The sequence below is a fragment of the Aeromonas sp. genome (genome assembly GCF_051657805.1).
Taxonomy (GTDB): domain Bacteria; phylum Pseudomonadota; class Gammaproteobacteria; order Enterobacterales; family Aeromonadaceae; genus Aeromonas.
Genome location: NZ_JBOFLJ010000003.1, coordinates 117,212 through 135,514, shown reverse-complemented (window position 1 = coordinate 135,514; position 18,303 = coordinate 117,212). Strand labels below are relative to the sequence as shown.

Genomic DNA, 18,303 nt, shown 5'->3' with positions numbered 1-18,303 from the left:
CGTTATTGATGGATCTAGTGGATGGTTGGCGCATCCAGATGGCGCATGGGCAGTGTTTATTTCTTATTCCAGCGCCTGTGCCAGCAGATGGATGGGGTGCTCGCAGCGGGAGAGGGATGTGCTCATTTCGCCCCCATGGGCCAGCTCCCATCCTCATCCACGTCAGGCCAGCGCCTGGGCCAGCAGATGGATCGGGTGCTCGCAGCGAAACGCCGTGCTCATCTCTATCTGCCACTTGCAGGTTTCGCAGTCGGTGATGACGAGATCGGGCTTGAGGCGATTTATCTGATCAAACAGCCCTTCGCCGATGGCCTGGCTGGTCTGGTAGTTCTCCGACTTGAAGCCATAGGTGCCGGCGATGCCGCAGCACTGGGAGTCCAATACCGTCACCTTGACCCCGGGGATGGCGCGCAGCAGCTCGAGGGTGTAGATGACGCCCCCCATCTTCTCCATGTGGCAGGGGGTGTGGTAGGCGATGTGCAGATTGAGCTCCTTCATGGCGGGCTTGTTGCCCCGATAGAACTCGTTCCAGATAAAACGGGTCACCAGGGAGATCCTGTCCCGCACCTTGCGATTGTCCTGCTCCAGCAGGTGGGGGTATTCGTCTCTCAGGGTGAAGCCGCAGGTGGAGGAGGTGGCCAGCAGCGGCATCTCGTTGCCGAGCAGGCTGTTCTCCATCTGCTGGATATTGAACGCCGCCTGCTGTTTGGCCTTGTCCATGAAGCCGTTGGCGATCAGGGGCACGCCGCAGCACTTCTCCCGCTCCAAGAGTTGCACGCCGATATTCATGGCGTTGAGCACCTGCACCAGCTCCTTGCCGAGCTGGGGGTGGTTGTAGTTCACATAGCAGCCGTGGAAGTAGGCGATCTGACGCTCATAGCTGGCCTGGACGTCTTTCTGCTTCTTGTACCAGCTACGGAAGGTGCCTTGGGAGTATTTGGGCAGGTCCCGGTGGGAGGAGACCCCGAGCGCCTTGTCCAGCACCTGCTTCACGGGTTTGAGGCCCGTGGTGAAGTTGACCACGGGGGCCATCAGGGTAGACATGCTGCCCATCAGGTCCGTGTGGGAGAGCACGAACTCGCGGATCCCGGGCTTGAGGCCGCCGTACTGGTGTTTGGCCTTGGCGATGATGTCGCCGATGCGCACCCCGCTCGGGCAGGCCACCTCGCAGCGCTTGCAGTTGGTGCAGTACTTGAGAGCGCTGTCGAACAGCTCGGGGCTCTTGATGCGCAGCCGCTCGCCGTCCGGGCCGGCCTGTTTCGGGCCCGGATAGGCGGGATTGGCTTTGGCCACCGGGCAGTAGGCGGTGCAGACGGTGCATTTGATGCACTGATCGAAGGTTTGGTTGGCGTGATCCAGTAGCATGTCAGTTCTCCTCCCGTCGGCGATGAAGGCACGGGATATGGGACGAATAAATCATTGGGCCGTATCCAGGATATGGCCGGCGACTTGCCAGCCGGTGGCGACCGCGACGCCGGAGCCCGAGCCTTCTTTGCATTGGGCATCGTAGTGGGCCAGCACGCAGCCTTGAGTGAATAGAGGCGTGTGGCTCATCTCAGGCTCCAGCCAGGATATGGCCGGCAACCTGCCAGCCGGTGGCGACGGCGACCCCTGAACCTGAGCTTTCCTTGACCGGGTCATAGTGCGCCAGCACGCTGCCCGCCCCATAGAGGTTGGCGAGCGGCTTGCCGCCGCGCAGCACCCGCAGCTTGTCGTCTGTCTTGACCCCGAAGCCCATAAAGGGGTGGTGGTCGAACAGGCGACGACCGGCCCAGGCGTCGCGCTCCGGCAGGCTCAGCACGTCGGCATCGAAGATGGGCTCGCGAATACCGCCGAGACGCGACTCCAGCCCCCGGCTGAAGAAGCTGCCGGAGGCGAGCACGAAGTGCGCCGCCTCGAACAGCTGATCGTCCCCATTTTGACTATGGACACCTATCACCCTATCCCCCTCGTAGCGGGCGCCCAGCACCCGCTCACTGGTGAGGAAGGTACCGCCGAGGCGCTGGAAGCGGCGTTTGAGCGCCTCCTGCATCCGCATGCCGATGAGGGATGGCGGCATGGTGGCGACTTCGCGGATGGTGCAGCCGGTGAGTGTCTCGAGCTCCGCCAGACGCGGGCCGACCAGCCCCAGGGAGAGGCAGGCGGGCAGCACCAGATGACGGCAACCGGGCTCGCCACTCTCTCGCACCATGCGGGTTAGTTCGCGGGCGAGATCCGCCAGCAGGCCCGGTTGGCGATCAAACAGGCGGGCAATGTCGGCGGAGCGAAACTCGTGGGGGTTGCGGCTGAATTCGCCGAGCTGGGGCAGATCCAGCTCGCCAGTCAGGATGCGGCAGTGGGCGAAGCGGGGCTGGGTGCCGAGATTGGCCGCCGCCAGCGCCGGGTGAAAGTCGCGAAATCCACTCAGGGTGGCCAGCAGCAGGCTGTCCGGGACCGGGGCCTCGGTGACACAGGCGCAGGTCGCGGGGGAGAGCCAGGTGGCCTTGAGGGTGCCAATGGGGGTGATCCGCTGATGGTTGTGCTCCTCGCGATAGAGGGGCAGCCCTTCTTCGGCGCAGTGGCGCTGCAGATCCGTGAGGCTCGCTTCTATGTTGGCGAGCCCCACCTTGGCGTAGGGGTGATCAGGGTGTTCGGCCATAAAGGCGGGCAGGGCGGCGCGAGGATCTCCCTGGGTGTCGAGCAAGTCGACTGAGCCGGAGGAGAAGTGCAGGGCGCTCTGGCCCGAGGCCATCAGCAGGGTCTTCTGGCCCGCTTCGGCCAGACGCAGGGCCGCCGAGAGGCCCGCCATGCCGCCACCTATGACTATGGTATCGAATCTCATGATGGCTCTCCTTGAGTGGAAGGAATAGTCTGTCCAGACAGGTCAGGGGAGGGAACCAGCTGGGGCGCGGTCCATTCGCCGAGGCCAAAGAGCCCCTCGTAGATCCAGTAGGTAAACTCGGTCTCCCGCAGGGCATCTCCCCAGAGCACGGGGCGGGTCCCCTTGTGGCGCTCCTCCAGGAACTGGCGCAGCATGACGCACGCCTCGCGGCCATCGACCTTGCCGTACTCCTGCATCAGGCCGGCGGCGCGGTAGGCGCACAGCTCCCCCTGGCAGGGGCCCATGCCGAGCCGGGTGCGGCGGCGCAGATCCACCAGGTTGTCCACGTCCAGCTCCCGCAGGGCGTATTCGATCTCGCCGGCGGTCACCATCTCGCACTCGCAGATGAGGGCATTGGCCTTGGGGTTGTCCCGGAAAAATGCGATGACCCGCTCGCCGTGACGATACTGGGCCGAGCCCTCGACCGGGGCGCTGAGTCCGGGGGCGGAGACCTTCTCCGGCTCCCGCGAGCCCGGCAATGAGAGCTCGGCGGTGCGGCAGGGTTGGCCGTTGCCAAGTTTCCCGGCGACGAGATCCGTGGCCCATTCGGCCATCAGCCGGTAGGTCATCAGCTTGCCGCCGGTGATGGTGTTGAAGCCCTTGAGGCCATCACGTTCGGCGTGATCCAGCAGCACTATGCCGCGACTGATGTTGCGGCCCGTGTCATCCCCATCCACCGCCACCAGCGGACGGACGCCTGCGTAGGCGCGCAACAGCCGGGTGCGGGCCATCACGGGGGCGAGTTTTATCCCTTCGCGCAGCAGCACCTCCACCTCGCTGGGATCCACGCTCAGCTGATCGATCTTGTGGTAGTCGATGCGACTGGAGGTGGTGCCGATGAGGGAGATGGTATCTCCCGGTACCAGGATGTCCGCGTCCGCCGGTTTGCGCGCCCGGTTGAGCACCAGCTGGTTGATGCGGTAATCCATGATGAGCAGGGAGCCCTTGGCCGGGAACATGCGGATGCCGAGATCGGCGTACTCGCAGATCTGCTGGCCCCAGATGCCGGCGGCGTTGATCACCTCCAAGCACTCCACCTCGAATGCCTCGCCGGTGCGGGTGTTGATGGCCCTGACCCCGTGCACCCTGTCCTGGGTGCGGAGCAGCCCCAGCACCTTGCTGTGGGTGAAGATGCGGGCGCCGTGTTCTTTCGCATCCAGGACGTTGGCGGCGGCGAGGCGGAAGGGATCGACTGTGCCGTCCGGCACGCGGATGGCACCGATCAGCGCCGGATTCACATTGGGTTCGAGGCGCAGGGCGTCGCGGGGATCCAGCTGCTCCGTTTCTATGCCCGCCTGGGCACAGGCGGCCATGAAGGTGGCCTGAAAGCCGATGTCATCCTCCGGCAGGGTGACGAAGAGGCCGCCTGTGTCCTCGACGCAGTGGCTCGCGATCCGCTTGAGGATGCGGTTCTCCTGAATGCATTCGCGGGCGGACTCCTGATCCGTCACCGCATAGCGGGCGCCGGAGTGGAGCAGGCCGTGGTTGCGGCCCGTGGTGCCGGCGGCGATGTCGTCCCGCTCCAGCAAGATGCAGTCGATGCCCCGCAACGCGCAGTCGCGCATGATGCCGGCGCCGGTGGCGCCACCGCCTATGATGACGACTTCCGTGGTTATTCTTTTCATTCTTGCCCGTCTCATCTCTTCCAGATGGGGCCAGTGTGGCGCCTTTGAGGGCAAAAATGTTTGATATGGGCCAAGTTAATGTTCGCAAACGCTCACGAAGATCGGGTGTATGAGCAATTTGTGATTGTTATCACACCCAGGAAACGACAAAGGGGCCTGGGGCCCCTGGGTGTTGGCTTCAAAATCGGCCAGTCTGGTTGTGGTTTATGCTGTCTCTATTCTGTTTTGCTCATGGCTTTGGCTGATGAAGGTTGGTTTTTCAGCGCATTGAACTGCCTAGCCACAGCACTTCTTGAACTTCTTGCCGCTGCCACAGGGGCAGGGATCGTTGCGGCCCATCTTGAGGGGCGCCGGATCCTGCTCCCCGTCGGTGTAGACCCAGCGCCCTTGATATCGCACGAAGCGGGAGCGCTCGTGCAGGCAGTGGCGCTCGTCCCCTTCCTTGAACCAGGCCTTGAACTCCACCATGCCGATCTCGTCGGATGGACCCCCCTGAGCGGCCAGGATCTCCAGCCCATCCCACCGGGTATCGGTCTGGGAGAGCTGTTCCACTGTCAGGTCCCCCAGAAAATCCGGGTGCCAACTGTGCACCAGGTAGTCGCCAAGCCCCAGCACGAAGGCGCTGTAGCGCGAACGCATCAGCTGCTCGGCGCTGAGGGCCGCCTGGCCGTGGTGAAGGAGGCCGCAACATTGGGGGAGGGAAAGTGCGCTACCGCAGGGACATGGGCTCATGGGTCAGTCAATCGGGTCGATAAATCAGGTGGCGGGATTGTAGCGAAAGCGACCCCCCCTCGGCCAGCAGGTCGAACTGGTAGGAACGGAACACCCACATAAAAATGGCTAAAGGAAGTACAAGATGACACTGAAGCAGAAGATCCTGTTATTGGGCGCGCTTCCCGTGCTGCTGATGGCCCTGGTGGTCAATCTCAGCAACTATTTGATCTCCAAGAGTGATTTGGAATCCGAACTGGTAGTGGCCAGGGAGAAGGCGTTGTCGGAGCGCAAGGCGCTGCTGAGCAGCTACCTGATGCTGGCCAAGACCGCCATCGAGAAGGAGTACGCCGCGCCGGACAGCCCACAGGCGCGCGAGCGGGTCAAAGAGATACTGCGTCCCCTGCGCTACGGCAGCGACGGCTACTTCTTCATCTACGACTTCCAGGGCAATACCCAGCTGCTGCCCACTCGCCCCGACGCCGAGGGCAAGAACCGCTGGGAAGACAAGGATGCCAAGGGCACGCCCCTCATTCAGGGGATCATCAAGGCCGCCCGGGAGGGGGATGGCTATACGGAATACTGGACCAACAAGCCCTCCCTCGGCCGCGATGCCCCCAAGCTCTCCTACAACCTGCTGCTCGACAAGTATCAGTGGGTGGTGGGCACCGGCTTCTACATCGATGACATCGACAGCGAGCTGGCGACCCTGCGAGCCGAACGGGAACAGAACATGCACGCCTCCCTGCAGACCGGGGTGGTGTTGATCCTGTTGATCCTGGGGATCACCCTGGCGGCGACTGTGGCCATCGGCAACAGAGTCACCCGGCCGCTAGCGGAGGCGGTATCGGCCCTCAACGACATCGCCGACGGGGACGGGGATCTCACCCAGCGCCTCAAGGTGCAGAGCAAGGACGAGGTGGGCCAGCTGGCCAGTGCCTTCAACCGCTTCGTCGAGCGCATCCAGTCTGTGGTGAGCCAGGTGGGGGAGACCAGCCATCAGCTGCTCGGCGCCGTGGAGAAGCTCCATCGCCTGAGCGAGCATTCGGACAGGCAGATGCGCGGCCATGGGCGTGAGACGGATCAGGTGGTCACCGCCGTGACCGAGATGAGCTCCACCGCCCAGGAGGTGGCGGCGAGTGCCTCCAACGCGGCCAGCGCCACCAGTGACGCGGCCCGGGAATCCGACGCCGCCCGGGAGGTGGTGGGCAGCGCCATCGGCAGCATCAACCGGCTGGTGGACGAGGTGCACGTCGCCGCCGGCGTCATCGAGCAGCTGGCCCAGGAGACCGGCAAGATTGGCTCTGTGGTGGAGGTCATTCGCGGCATCGCCGAGCAGACCAACCTGCTGGCCCTCAACGCCGCCATCGAGGCGGCCCGGGCCGGTGAGCAGGGGCGCGGCTTCGCGGTGGTGGCGGACGAGGTGCGATCCCTGGCCGGGCGCACCCAGCAGAGCACCAAGGAGATCAACGAGATGCTGCAGCGCCTGCAAGGGGGTGTGAAACAGGCGGTGGAGGTGATGCAGGCGAGCGAGTCCCGCAGCCAGGAGACGGTGCAGGAGGCGGGCCACATCGCCAGCTCCCTGGACAGCATGGTGGCGGCGGTGGGCACCATCAACGACATGAACATCCAGATAGCGACCGCCGCCGAGGAGCAGCACGCTGTCTCCGAGGAGATCAACAAGAACCTGGTGGCCATCCAGCAGATCGTCAGCGAACTGACCGAGGCGGCGGGGGAATCCAGCACCACCACGAGGGCCCTGGCGGACACGGGCGATAAATTGCGCCAATTGGTCGCTCGCTTCCGTTACTGATCACATTTTTGCCATCTGGACGCCATGTCCAGATGGCAAATTTGGGGATCGACGCAGAATGTGTGAAAATCGCAACATTCGTTCTTTGCGTCAGTCCCCAACCCATGAATGAGATCGTGAAAGGCAGTATCGATTTGATCCGTCAGCTCAACTACGGCCTGGTCTATGCCAGCCTGGAGGAGCACAAGGAGCTGTCCCGGACCGATCTGTCCCGTTTGACTGGCCTGTCGCCCGCCAGCATCACCAAGATCACCCGCGAACTGCTCGATGGGGGCCTCATCGTCACCTGTGGCGAGAGCTCGGTGGGCCGTGGCCGTCGTCAGACCTTGCTGCGCATCAACGAGCGTCGCTTCCAGTTTCTCTCCATGCGCCTCGGCCGTGGCTATGTAGACATGGCCCTGTTCGATCTGGCCGGACGCTCCCTCGCGCGCCATCGCCACCTGTTCAGTGAGGCGGAGCGTGCGGATCTGCTAGCCAGCCTGATGCGGGCCATCGAGGGCTTCCTGCCGAAGAAGGCGCTGCGTCTGGCCTGCATCGCTCTCTGCCTGCCGGGGCAGGTGGAGCGTCACTCCGGCATGGTCAAGCACTTCCCCTATTACGATCTGCGCAACTGGCCGCTGGGACCCACTCTGCAGGAGGCGTTCGAGGTGCCCGTGCTGGTGAGCGGCGACGTGCGCACCTGGATCCAGGCCGAGCGGGAGTGGGGCGCGGCCAAGAATTGCGCCGATGCGGTGCTGGTGTTCGTGCACAACGACATCGGGGTCGGCATGGTGGTCAACGGCCAGCTCATCGAGAGCGAGTCGGCCCTGCTCGGGGATCTCAGCCACCTGCAGCTCGAGCCCTATGGCCAGCGCTGCTACTGCGGCGGCTTCGGCTGTGCCTGCACGCTCGTGACCAATCAGGCGCTGGAGGCCCAGTACCGGGACCTGCGCGAGCGCATGCAGGAACACGATCTGCCGGCGAGCGTCAACATTCGCGAGCTGTGCGAGCTGGCGCTGGCGGGCAACAGCCTCTGTCAGGACATCCTGCACCAGGCGGCGGGGCGCCTCTCCCGGGTGCTGGCCAACCTCATCTGCCTGCTCAACCCGGGCAAGCTGCTGCTGGGGGGGGAGATCACCCGCGCCGATCGCCTGCTGTTCCCCATGCTGCATCAGTCCCTGGCGAGCCAGCTGCCCCCCGACTACCTGACGCGCCTGCAGATAGAGTCCACCCATTTCTACGAAGACCCCACCAAGCCCACCTCGGTGCAGGTGCACAAGGCCCTGCGGGACGGCAGCCTGTTGCTCGAGCTGCTGCGAGGCGACAAGGAAGCATGAAGCTCGGGTTGCAAGGACGCATCCTCTTCATGCTCTGTCTGGTCAGCCTCTTGCAACTGGTGCTGCTGAGCGGGGCCAGCTACTACTATGTGGCCGAACAGCGCTATCAGGACGTGGGGGATCAGGCCCTCGACGTGGCGCGGCTGGTGGCGCGCGAGCCCGGCGTCATCGCCGGGGTGAAGCGCGCCGACACCGCCCGCCTCAACGTGCTGGTGGAGCGGATGCGGGGGGAGGTCGGTGCCAGCTACATCGTCATCGGCGACGTCGATGCCAGGCGTCTGGTGCACCCCAATGCGGACCGGCTCGGCAAACCCATGGTGGGGGATGATCCCGGCCGGGCCCTGGCCGGGGAGTTCTACATCTCGCGGGCACAGGGATCCCTTGGCAGCGCGGTGCGGGGCAAGGGGCCCATCCGCGACGAGATGGGCAAGATCATCGGCGTGGTGTCGGTCGGCTATCTGGTGCGAGACATAGACGCCGATCTACGCGGCTTCCTGCGCTTTGGCCTGCTCTGTACCCTGCTCATCGTGATCCTCAACAGTGCCGCCGCCGCCTGGCTGGCCCGGCGCTACAAGAAGGCCATCTTCGGCTTCGAACCCGAGCAGATAGGGCGCCTCTATGCGGAGCTCGACTGCACCCTGCGCACGGTGCGCGAGGGGATCCTCACCATCGACGAGCAGGGCAGGCTCACCTCCATCAACCCCAATGGCATCCGATTGCTGCGCCTGGATGAAACCGTTGCCAGGGCCGCCATCGGTCAACCCATCGGCCAGCTGCTGCCGGGCAGCCGCATGCTCTCCATCTTGCAGGAGCAGAGCCCCCAGTTTGACGAGGAGATAGTCCTGAACGGCCAGCCCCTCATCGTCAACCGCCTGCCCCTAGTGCAGGACGGACGCCTCATCGGCGCCGTGTCGAGTTTTCGGCGCAAGGACGAGCTCGCCGAGCTCAGCGCCCAGCTCTCCCAGGTGCAGGCCTACAGCGATCTGCTGCGGGTGCAGACCCATGAACACAACAATCAGCTCGGCACCATAGCGGGCATGATAGAGCTGGGTGCCACCCAGGAGGCGCTCGCCTTCATCGGGCGGGAGGCCGCCACCGAGCAGACTCTGCTCAGCTTCCTGATGGGGGCCATCGGAAAGCCCAAGGTGGCGGGGTTGCTGCTTGGCAAGTATCACAGGGCCCATGAACTGGGGCTGGTGCTCATCGTCGACCCCGATGCCTGCCTGCAGGACATCCCCGCCAGGGTGAGCGGCTCCCAGCTGGTGACCCTGCTTGGCAACCTCATCGACAATGCGTTCGAGGCGACCCGTCGCCACGGTGCCCCCTATAGCCCCATCCGGGTGGCCCTGAGCGATCTGGGGCAGGATCTCATCCTCGAGGTGGAAGACGGGGCCGGCGGGGTGGATCCCGCCCTGGCGGACACCTTGTTCGAGCACGGGGTGAGCAGCAAGGCCGAGCCCGGCCACGGCATCGGCCTCGCCCTGGTGCGCAAGACCCTGGATGCCCTGCAGGGGCAGATCACCATAGAAGCCACGGCGCAGGGAAGTTGCGTCGTCTGTTACATTCCCAAGGAGGTGTGAGTGATCAAGATCCTGATCGTCGAGGACGATCCGGCCATCGCCGAAATCCACCGCCGCTTCGTACAGCGGCTGCCCGGATTTGACGTGCTGGGGGTGGCGCTCACCCTGTTCGATGCGAGGGAGCAGATCGCCATCCTCAAGCCCGATCTGGTGCTGCTGGATGTGTGGCTGCCGGACGGGGAGGGCTTCAGCCTGCTGCGCGAATTGCGTCAGGCCGGTGCCGGCCTCGACGTCATCTTGCTCACCGCCGCCCGGGAGGCGGGCGCCCTGCAGGAGGCGATGCGCCTCGGGGTGGTGGATTTCATTCTAAAACCCGTGGTGTTCGAGCGGCTGCGAGACACATTGGAGAAGTATCGTCAGAGCATAGCGGCCCTGGCGGCATTGGCGGACATCGATCAGCAGACGGTGGATGCCCTGCTGGGTACCCCCTTGCAGCAGGTGGCGGCCGCCGGCCTGCCAAAGGGCATAGACGGGCTCACACTGCAGCGGGTGCTGGCCGCCTTGGCCGCCGAGGGGGCCAGCGCCGAGGATATAGGCGCCAGGGTCGGGGTGAGCCGCACCACGGCGCGCCGTTATCTGGAGTTTCTGGTAGGCCAGCAACTGGCGAGCCCTGAGCTCGAATACGGCACCGTCGGGCGGCCGGAGCGGCGCTACCGCAAGCAGTGACCCAAGAGGTGTCACTGCTCCAAAGAAGAAAAGAGCGCCTTTTGGCGCTCTTTTTGTTTCCGTTTGCTTCCACCATCAGGGGCTCTGCTCATTATGGGTAGGGTTCAGAGGCGGCAGAGTCTCATCGATTCAGTGGCTGGTGGCCGGTTCCCCCTTGGGGGCCTTGCGGGCCTGCCACCACTGCCAGGCCGGCAGCAGCAACATCACCAGGGTCACCAGGGTGAAGCCCAGGGTGATGGGCCGCTCCCACAGGAAGCTCAGGGAGCCGTCGTTGATGACCAGTGCCCGGCGCAGGTTGTCCTCCAGCATGCCGCCCAGGATGAAGCCGAGCAGCATGGGGGCCATGGGGAAGTCCAGCAGGCGCAGGCCGATGGCGATGAGGGCCACCAGTGCCATCACATAGATGTCCATGGTGTTGAAGGAGACCAGATAGACCCCGATCAGGGAGAACAGCAGCACCATGGGGATGAGCACGGGGCGCGGCACCTGCAGGATCTTGGCGAGATAGGGGATGAGCGGCAGGTTCAGGATCAGCAGCACCACGTTGCCCAGATACATGGAGATGATCACGGACCAGAATACATCCGGGTGCTCCATGAAGAGGCGCGGGCCCGGCTGGATGCCGTAGGCGATGAGGGCCCCCAGCATCAGGGCCGTGGTGCCGGACCCCGGGATACCCAGGGTCAGCAACGGCACGAAGGCACCGCTGGAGGCGGCGTTGTTGGCGGCTTCCGGGGCGGCGACACCGGTGAGGCTGCCCTTGCCAAACTCATCCTTCTTCTCCTTGCGGGCCAGGTTGCGCTCGGCGCCATAGGCCATGAAGGAGGCGATGGTGGCACCGGCCCCCGGCAGGACGCCGATGAAGAAGCCGAGTACCGAGGAGCGGGCGATCGGGGTCGCTATCTCCTTGACCTCATCCTTGCTCAGCTTGAGAGAGCCGAGCTTCTGGATCTGCTCCGCCTCTTCGGCGCGGGAATCCTTGCCGGGGCGCAGCACCGTCATCAGGATCTCCGCCAGGGCGAAGGTGGCCATGGCCAGCAGCAGGAAGGAGAAGCCGTCCCGCAAGTCCGGCAGGCCGAAGGTGAACCTGTCGACCCCGACGCTGCGATCGATGCCGACTGTGGAGATCATGATGCCGAACAGGGCCATGATCAGCGCCTTGAGCACCTGCCCCTTGCCGGCAAAGGCCGCCACCGCTGACAGCCCCAGCACCATGAGGGCGAAGTAGTCCGCCGACTGGAAGGAGAGGGAGACCTTGGCGAGCAGGGGCGCCGCCACCATCAGGAAGATGGCCGACAGGGTGCCGCCGACGAAGGAGGCGTAGGCGGCGATGGCCAGTGCCTTGCCCGCATAGCCCTTGCGCGCCATGGGATAGCCGTCGATGGCGGTGATCATGCTGGCGGAGCAGCCCGGGGTGTTGATCAGGATGGAGGCGGTGGAGCCGCCAAACATGGAGCCGTAATAGACACCGGCCATCAGAATGATGCCGGAGGCCGGATCCAGCCCGTAGGTGATGGGGATCATCAGGGCGATGGCGGTGACGGGTCCGAGACCCGGCAACATGCCGATGAAGGTGCCGACGAAGCAACCGACCACCACCATGAAGAGATTGATGGGCATCATCGCGGTGCCAAGCCCTTGCAAGATTCCGTCTAACATGGGTTCTCCTTATCCCAGCAACTGGGTGAACAGCCGACCGGGCTCGAGATAGACATTGAGCCCCTTGGTCAGCAGGGCCCAGAAGATGAGGGTGAAGGGCACGCTCACCTTGCAGGCGAAGGCGAGGCTGGGTTCACCCATCAGCCGGATCCCGGCGATGAGGAACAGGGTGGTGGCGACGAGGAAGCCGAGCCAGGTCAGGGCCACGCCATAGACGATCATCAGGAGGAGAAAGGCGAACACCAGTCGCCAGTTGCCGGACTCTTTCTGCAGCCGCTCGCCGCCCGGGGAGGCCATCAACAGCAGGGAGAGCACGACGCCGACGCCGGCCAGGGCATAGGGCAGGGTGCTGGCGGTAAAGGGTTCATATTCGTCCCCCGGGTAGCCCGGGATCTGGGTGGCGTGATAGCCATAGGCGAGGGAGAGCAGCAGAAACAGCAGCCCCCCGAACCTTTCCTTGGTCAGTTGCATAATGACTCCAATGGGCGGGCGAGCCCGCCACGGGGTGTTGGGATTACTTGATGAAGCCGAGCTCGCGCATCAGTCCGCCGATCTCCTGCTCCTGGCTGTTGAGGAAGGCGGTGAACTCGGGGCCGGCCTGATAGCTGTTGGTCCAGTTGTTGCGCGCCCGGACCACTTCCCACTCCGGCTTGTCATACATCTGCTTGAGCAGGGCGGCGAACTCGGCGGATTTCTCGGCGCTCACGCTGGGGGAGGCGAAGTAACCGCGCCAGTTGGCAAAGACGGTGGGATTGCCCTGCTCGCTGAAGGTGGGTACCTCTTTCGCATCCGGCATGCGCTCGGCGGCCGTCATGCCGAGGATCCGCATCTGGCCGGACTTGACCGCCTCCATCGCCTCGCCAAAACCGGTGGAGAGCACCTGGGTCTCCCCCGCCAGCACCGCGGCCATGGCACTGCCGCCAGCATCATAGGCCACGTAGCGCAGCTTGCTGGCATCGGCCCCCGCATTCTTGAAGGTCATGGCCGCCACCAGGTGGTCCAGGCTGCCGCGGGCGGAGCCGCCGGCGATCTTCACCTTGGCGGGGTTCGCCTCATAGGCCGCCAGCAACTGGGGCCAGGTCTGATAGGGGGAGTCGAGCGGTACGGCCAGCGCCTGGTAGTCGGCGATGATGGCGGCGACCGGGGTGAGATCCCGGAACGATTGCGGCAGTTCCTTGGAGAGGGATTTGACGATGATGGGGGTGGAGTTGACCATGAGCGTCTTGTCAGATTGCGCCGAGGTCTCGATCAGGTGAGCGATGGCCTTGGCGCCCCCTCCGGCGGAGATGTTCTGGAAGGAGGCGGTGGTGATGAGGCCGGACTTGGTCAGCGCCTCGCCGGTGCCCCGGGCCGTGTTGTCCCAGCCGCCGCCGGCACCACCGGGTATCAGGAAGTGGATCTCGTCTATCTTGGCCTGGACGCCGAGGCTGGCGCCCAACAGGCAGCAGAGCAGGGTGCGCTTGAAGGTTCCTTGCAACATGGTGTTCTCCTTGTGATTGTTGCGAGGAGGTTAATTAATCATGTCTGCTTGGAAAACAATCTGGCCGTAATGGTTATTAAGGCTGTTCTGGCCATTTTGTTCATTCTGGCCACGGCCTCTTTCGACGCTATCACTGCTGGATGTCGTATTGGCGAGGGCAAAGAAGGGCGGGGCTCCCTTGTGATGGAGAGCCCCGCCCGATGACCTGATGTGATGGGATGGCCAGCGTGTCTCAGCTCTTGCCGGCCCCTGAGACAGGTTCCACCGCTTTCTCCTGGTCTGGCTCCGTCTTCTGAAGGGCTTCGGTGGCCTTCTGCCTGAGGGTCAGTTGCTCCATCACCAGCTTGTAGGCGATGTAGTACTTGTAGATGTTGCCCACATAGGTGACCGTCTCCGGCCCTATCTTCTCCGCCGCCACATACTCCACGTTGTGGAACCAGACGTTGGGATCCAGCCCCCGCTTCTTGGCCTCGGTGCGCAGCCTGGCCACCCGGGCGGGGCCCGCGTTGTAGGAGGCGAACGAGAAGAGCGCCTTGTCGAGAGCCGTCATGGGCTCGTCCGCATAGTAGTGATCTATCATCCAGCGCATGTATTTGACGCCGCCGTGGATGTTGGGCTCAATCTGGCGGATGTCACCCACCTTCAACCCCTTGCCGGTGGCGGGCATGATCTGCATGATGCCGATGGCCCCCACATGGCTGCGGGCCTTCTGGTTGAGGGCCGACTCCTGATAGCCCTGGGCGGCCACCAGCAGCCAGTCCACGTCGTATTTCTCGCCGTATTCACGAAACAGCTCGACCACCTGCAGGAACTTCTTGCGCTCGGCCTCGGCGGCGGCGCTCTTGACGAACTTGTTCTGCTTGAGATAACGCGCCAGTATGGCTTCGCCGGTGGCCTTGCCCCGCAAGGCGCCAATCTGCTCGTTGAGCATGGCGAGCAGCTGGGTACTCTCCTTGCGTACCGCCCAGGCGATGATGCCGCCGTCGCGGAAAACAGGCTCTTCATGGATGGTGATCTTGGGGAAGATCTTCTGCCAGAAGCGGGCCTTGTGTTCATCCATGACGATGAAGGGCAAGAGGCCCGCGTTCACCATCTCCACCAGATCCTCGTCCTCCAGCACCTCGGAGGCGGGCTTGATGTCGATGAGGGGTTCCCCTGCCTCCTTGCGCGCCGCGTTATAGGCCAAGAGGCTGTCGTAATAGCTGGAGGAGGGTCTCACATAGACGCTCTGCCCCCCGAGATCGGCGGCGCTCGCCACCTTGGGAGAGTGGGGCCCCGAGATGAGCAGCTCGCGCACGTTCTCGATCAGGGGGGCGGAGAACTCCACGCCCTGCTGCTTGCGTTTGTCGGTGATGGTGAGGTTGGCGGCGGCGATATCCCCCTTGCCTGCGAGCAGGGCGGGGATCAGGGCCTCCCGGGCGACCGGGATGAAGACGAAGTGGACCTTGAGATTGCGCTTGGCGGTCTTGTTCTTGCGAAGCTGTTCGTTGAGGCGTTTTTCCACCTGTATGAAGGCGTCGTAGGTTGCCCCTCGCTGCACGCCCTTGTAGATGAAGTAGCCGGTCTTGTTGTAGGTGGTCAGCACCCGGATGGCTCGCCGCTCCAGCATGGCATCGAGATCCCCCAGCATGGGTTTGGATAGCTCGTCACTGTCAAAACTCAGGGCGCTTTTATCCGTTTCCTCATCTGTGGTTGCCTGTTTGTCTGCCTCGGCACTCCAGACGGGGTTCAGGGAGCAGAACAGCCAGATCATGACAATCCATAAGCGTTTCATACGTACACCTCACTCGTTTTATAGAGTGTAAGCGGCGCCTCGGGGGGGATTTAGCTCATTGGGTTTGATTGGAAGTGCGCCATAGCACGGTTTCCACTATTCAAAATCCCGTGAGTGAGGCGATTGCGGGCAGCAAAAAGGAGCCCTGAGGCTCCTTTTGCATGAGGTGTGGCCGCCAGGCTAGAACCAGAAGCCGATGATGAAGGAGCCCGCCAGGGTCAGCATGACGTTGGCTACCGCATAGGTGCCGGCGTAGCCGAGCGCCGGGATGGAGCTGTTGGCCGCTTCGTTGACCACGTCCATGGCCGGGGCGCAGGTGCGGGCGCCGGTGATGGCACCTAGCAGCAGGGCCGGGTTCATCTTCAATACCCAGACCCCGAACAGGTAGCCCACCAGCACCGGCAAGGTGGTCACCAGCATGCCGGAGAAGAGCACCACCATACCCACCTCGCTCAGGTGATCCAGGATGCCGCCACCGGCCTTGAGGCCCGTGCTTACCATGAAGACGGCGAGACCGAGATCCTTGGCAAGGCGTAGGGCACCGGGCGGCACATAGCCCACAGTGGGGTGGTTGGCTCTGAGATACCCCATCAGGATCCCCGCCAGCAGCAGACCGACGGCGTTGCCGAGGCCGAACTCTATCTGGCCGAACACCAGGGAGACGGAGCCGATGAGCAGCCCCAGCACGAAGAAGGTGGTGAAGGCCACCAGATCCGTGGTCTGGCTGTGGATACTGATGAAACCGATCTTGTTGGCCAGCAGCTTGACCCTCTGCTTCTCGCCGCTGATCTGCAGCACGTCGCCCTTTTGCAGCATGATGTTGCGATCGAACGGCATCTCTATCTGGGAGCGCACCACCCGGTTCAGGAAGCAGCCCTTCTCGGTGAGGTTGAGCTCCACCAGATGGCGGCCCACCACGGCATCGTTCTTCACCACTATCTCTTCGGTGACGATCTGCAGGTCCAGCAGGTTGCGGTCGAACACCTCCTTGCCGTTGCGATAGTTGACGTCGAGTTTCTCGTGGCTCTCCGGGTAGCCCACCAGGGCGATCTCGTCCCCTTCCTGGATGACTGCATCCCCATCCGGGCTCGCCAGTATGCCGTTGCGACGAATGCGCTCGACGTAGCAACCGGTGTGGGGGTAGATACCGGTCTCCCGCAGGGTGCGGCCGCCGATCCAGGCGGCGAGCTCGGGGCCGACCCGGTAGGCGCGGATGATGGGCAGATAGGTCTTGCGGTTCTCGCTGTCGGAGAGCCCCCGCTCGCGGGCGATCTTCTGGGCTTCGGTATTGAGGTCGAGCCGGGCCAGGGCAGGCAGGTAGCGTACCACCAGCATCAGGCCCACCAGGCCTACCAGATAGGTCAGGGCATAGCCGATGCCCATGTTGTCGAGCACCGCCTGCATGTCGGTCTGATGGGGCAGATTGAGCAGTCCGCTGCGCAGGGCGTCCTGTGCCCCCACCAGCGCCGGGGTCGAGGTGAGGGAGCCAGCGAGGATCCCGGCCGCCATGCCGGGCCCCAGGTTGAAGAACTTGGCGAGCCCCACGGTGAGCAGCAGGGCGCTCAGCAGGATCACCAGGGTCAGGGTGATGTAGTGGATGCCATCGCGCAGGAAGATGCTGAAGAAGTGGGGGCCTGCCTCTATGCCTACGCAGAAGATGAACAGCATGAAGCCGACATTTTCGGTGGAGGTGGAGAACTGGAAGCCCATCTGGCCAAACAACAGGGCGGTGAACAGCACGCCTATGGTGTTGCCAATCTGGAAATTACCGATGCGTACCTTGCCCAGCAGCAGGCCGAAGGCCAGCACCACGAACAGCAGCAGGGAGTCGCTTTGATGCAGCAGTGTCACGAAATCTATGGTCATGCCCGGAAGAACCGAGGAAAAAAGTGGGGCCGATATTGTGCCGTATCCCTTGGCAAGAGAGAAGCGTCAAAGCGGTCTGGCAGCCAGTTAAGTGGTGGCTGACCGACCCGGGAGGGGGGATGACCGGGAACAAGGGGGGCAATGGTGATATTTCCCACTGCCTATCTCGCTGTCAATGGGTGATTCGTGCTGTCAGGGGGCATGGAGGTTTCCCTCCTGTGGACAATTTATTACCTGCTGTGAAGCGAAGGATTGGGGGCGCTTTTCAGCATTTTTGACTGGTTGGGGAAAACCATGTACCCGGTGCATCCGCACCCCAACGGGCAGGGGTGACCCATGGCCTCTGGCGTGGCGACACAAATGGGGCACCTGCCTGTTGCTCTGATCCCCAGGAACCCATTTAGGGGGGAGGGAAAAAACAGGAGAAAATGGGGGGCGAGGCGTTTCCATCCGTCAGACCGGAGACAATTGCTGCCAACCTAGGCGCTGATTGGCTTTGCGTCACTTACCCACAGAATCTGTGGATAACCCTGTTCATGAAACTTGGCGATCAGGCTGCAGGCCGCGCCAATGCTGGGGTGCAAGGGCTGTTCAAAAAATACCTTCAGAAAAATCTTACTATAAAAATCATATAGTTATGCTCGACAGGAGAAAACGCTGTCGACGAGGAGAGGGGGTTCGAAAGGAAGAATCGCCGAAGGGATCGGCTTGTGCATTAAAATTGGCAGAGGAAAGCACTAAAGTGGATAACTTGCACCGAGATGGTGAGGAGAGTGGCTCCCCCGACTGGACTTGAACCAGTGACATACGGATTAACAGTCCGCCGTTCTACCGACTGAACTACGGGGGAACATCAGGCAAGGAGACGCACTATACAGAGCTCGCTTGCCCGGGTCAATAGTCGTCTGGTCTGGCGGAGTGGATACCCAGATGCGCCAACTCGGGGTACACTT

13 protein-coding genes, 1 tRNA gene and 1 pseudogene are annotated in these 18,303 nt (G+C 63.3%); 4 read left to right on the top strand and 11 right to left on the bottom strand.

The features are described from left to right. Positions 1-162: 162 nt before the first annotated feature. From glpC to ACRCYW_RS00980, 5 genes and pseudogenes are all read right to left on the bottom strand, one after another. Positions 163-1,365 (bottom strand): anaerobic glycerol-3-phosphate dehydrogenase subunit GlpC, encoded by a 1,203-nt coding sequence (gene glpC, locus ACRCYW_RS01000; RefSeq protein WP_438548327.1) that lies wholly within the window; start codon positions 1,363-1,365, stop codon positions 163-165. Positions 1,366-1,416: 51 nt separating this feature from the next. After that, positions 1,417-1,554 (bottom strand): hypothetical protein, encoded by a 138-nt coding sequence (locus ACRCYW_RS00995; protein ID WP_438548326.1) that lies wholly within the window; start codon positions 1,552-1,554, stop codon positions 1,417-1,419. A 1-nt stretch (position 1,555) separates the two neighbouring features. Next, on the bottom strand, positions 1,556-2,821 hold the full coding sequence (gene glpB / locus ACRCYW_RS00990; RefSeq protein WP_438548325.1) for a glycerol-3-phosphate dehydrogenase subunit GlpB: 1,266 nt from the start codon (positions 2,819-2,821) through the stop codon (positions 1,556-1,558). Next, positions 2,814-4,485, bottom strand: a pseudogene (gene glpA / locus ACRCYW_RS00985) (anaerobic glycerol-3-phosphate dehydrogenase subunit A); the annotation flags it as partial. The pseudogene glpA and the gene glpB, both read right to left, overlap by 8 nt. A 276-nt stretch (positions 4,486-4,761) precedes the next feature. After that, complete coding sequence (locus ACRCYW_RS00980) at positions 4,762-5,217, bottom strand: YchJ family protein (RefSeq protein ID WP_438548324.1); 456 nt, start codon at positions 5,215-5,217, stop codon at positions 4,762-4,764. Between the two features lie 124 nt (positions 5,218-5,341). Between ACRCYW_RS00980 and ACRCYW_RS00975 the strand changes: the two genes are divergently transcribed. From ACRCYW_RS00975 to ACRCYW_RS00960, 4 genes are all read left to right on the top strand, one after another. Beyond that, positions 5,342-7,009, top strand: a complete 1,668-nt coding sequence (locus ACRCYW_RS00975; protein ID WP_438548323.1) for a methyl-accepting chemotaxis protein — start codon at positions 5,342-5,344, stop codon at positions 7,007-7,009. A 104-nt stretch (positions 7,010-7,113) separates the two neighbouring features. Beyond that, positions 7,114-8,325, top strand: a complete 1,212-nt coding sequence (locus ACRCYW_RS00970; protein WP_438548322.1) for an ROK family protein — start codon at positions 7,114-7,116, stop codon at positions 8,323-8,325. Then, entirely contained in the window at positions 8,322-9,905 is a 1,584-nt protein-coding gene (locus tag ACRCYW_RS00965) for an ATP-binding protein (RefSeq protein WP_438548321.1), read from the top strand. Before ACRCYW_RS00970 ends, ACRCYW_RS00965 begins: the two co-directional genes overlap by 4 nt. Beyond that, complete coding sequence (locus ACRCYW_RS00960) at positions 9,906-10,571, top strand: response regulator (RefSeq protein ID WP_438548320.1); 666 nt, start codon at positions 9,906-9,908, stop codon at positions 10,569-10,571. A gap of 129 nt (positions 10,572-10,700) precedes the next feature. On the opposite strand, the gene ACRCYW_RS00955 is transcribed toward ACRCYW_RS00960, so the two are convergent. From ACRCYW_RS00955 to ACRCYW_RS00930, 6 genes are all read right to left on the bottom strand, one after another. Then, positions 10,701-12,230 (bottom strand): tripartite tricarboxylate transporter permease, encoded by a 1,530-nt coding sequence (locus tag ACRCYW_RS00955; RefSeq protein WP_438548319.1) that lies wholly within the window; start codon positions 12,228-12,230, stop codon positions 10,701-10,703. Positions 12,231-12,239: 9 nt separating this feature from the next. After that, on the bottom strand, positions 12,240-12,701 hold the full coding sequence (locus tag ACRCYW_RS00950; RefSeq protein ID WP_438548318.1) for a tripartite tricarboxylate transporter TctB family protein: 462 nt from the start codon (positions 12,699-12,701) through the stop codon (positions 12,240-12,242). A gap of 43 nt (positions 12,702-12,744) precedes the next feature. Next, positions 12,745-13,710: a tripartite tricarboxylate transporter substrate binding protein gene (locus tag ACRCYW_RS00945; RefSeq protein WP_438548317.1), complete on the bottom strand. Its 966-nt coding sequence runs from the start codon at positions 13,708-13,710 to the stop codon at positions 12,745-12,747. A gap of 232 nt (positions 13,711-13,942) precedes the next feature. Then, entirely contained in the window at positions 13,943-15,484 is a 1,542-nt protein-coding gene (locus ACRCYW_RS00940) for a transglycosylase SLT domain-containing protein (protein ID WP_438548316.1), read from the bottom strand. Between the two features lie 180 nt (positions 15,485-15,664). Continuing rightward, complete coding sequence (locus tag ACRCYW_RS00935) at positions 15,665-17,350, bottom strand: aspartate:alanine antiporter (protein ID WP_438548315.1); 1,686 nt, start codon at positions 17,348-17,350, stop codon at positions 15,665-15,667. A gap of 774 nt (positions 17,351-18,124) precedes the next feature. Next, a tRNA-Asn gene (locus ACRCYW_RS00930) sits at positions 18,125-18,200 on the bottom strand. Positions 18,201-18,303: the final 103 nt, after the last annotated feature.

Coding starts and splice junctions, on each gene's coding strand:
- glpC (WP_438548327.1), bottom strand. CDS start 1,365: ATGCTACTGGATCACGCCAACCAAACCTTCGATCAGTGCATCAAATGC.
- ACRCYW_RS00995 (WP_438548326.1), bottom strand. CDS start 1,554: ATGAGCCACACGCCTCTATTCACTCAAGGCTGCGTGCTGGCCCACTAC.
- glpB (WP_438548325.1), bottom strand. CDS start 2,821: ATGAGATTCGATACCATAGTCATAGGTGGCGGCATGGCGGGCCTCTCG.
- ACRCYW_RS00980 (WP_438548324.1), bottom strand. CDS start 5,217: ATGAGCCCATGTCCCTGCGGTAGCGCACTTTCCCTCCCCCAATGTTGC.
- ACRCYW_RS00975 (WP_438548323.1), top strand. CDS start 5,342: ATGACACTGAAGCAGAAGATCCTGTTATTGGGCGCGCTTCCCGTGCTG.
- ACRCYW_RS00970 (WP_438548322.1), top strand. CDS start 7,114: ATGAATGAGATCGTGAAAGGCAGTATCGATTTGATCCGTCAGCTCAAC.
- ACRCYW_RS00965 (WP_438548321.1), top strand. CDS start 8,322: ATGAAGCTCGGGTTGCAAGGACGCATCCTCTTCATGCTCTGTCTGGTC.
- ACRCYW_RS00955 (WP_438548319.1), bottom strand. CDS start 12,230: ATGTTAGACGGAATCTTGCAAGGGCTTGGCACCGCGATGATGCCCATC.
- ACRCYW_RS00950 (WP_438548318.1), bottom strand. CDS start 12,701: ATGCAACTGACCAAGGAAAGGTTCGGGGGGCTGCTGTTTCTGCTGCTC.
- ACRCYW_RS00945 (WP_438548317.1), bottom strand. CDS start 13,710: ATGTTGCAAGGAACCTTCAAGCGCACCCTGCTCTGCTGCCTGTTGGGC.
- ACRCYW_RS00940 (WP_438548316.1), bottom strand. CDS start 15,484: ATGAAACGCTTATGGATTGTCATGATCTGGCTGTTCTGCTCCCTGAAC.
- ACRCYW_RS00935 (WP_438548315.1), bottom strand. CDS start 17,350: ATGACCATAGATTTCGTGACACTGCTGCATCAAAGCGACTCCCTGCTG.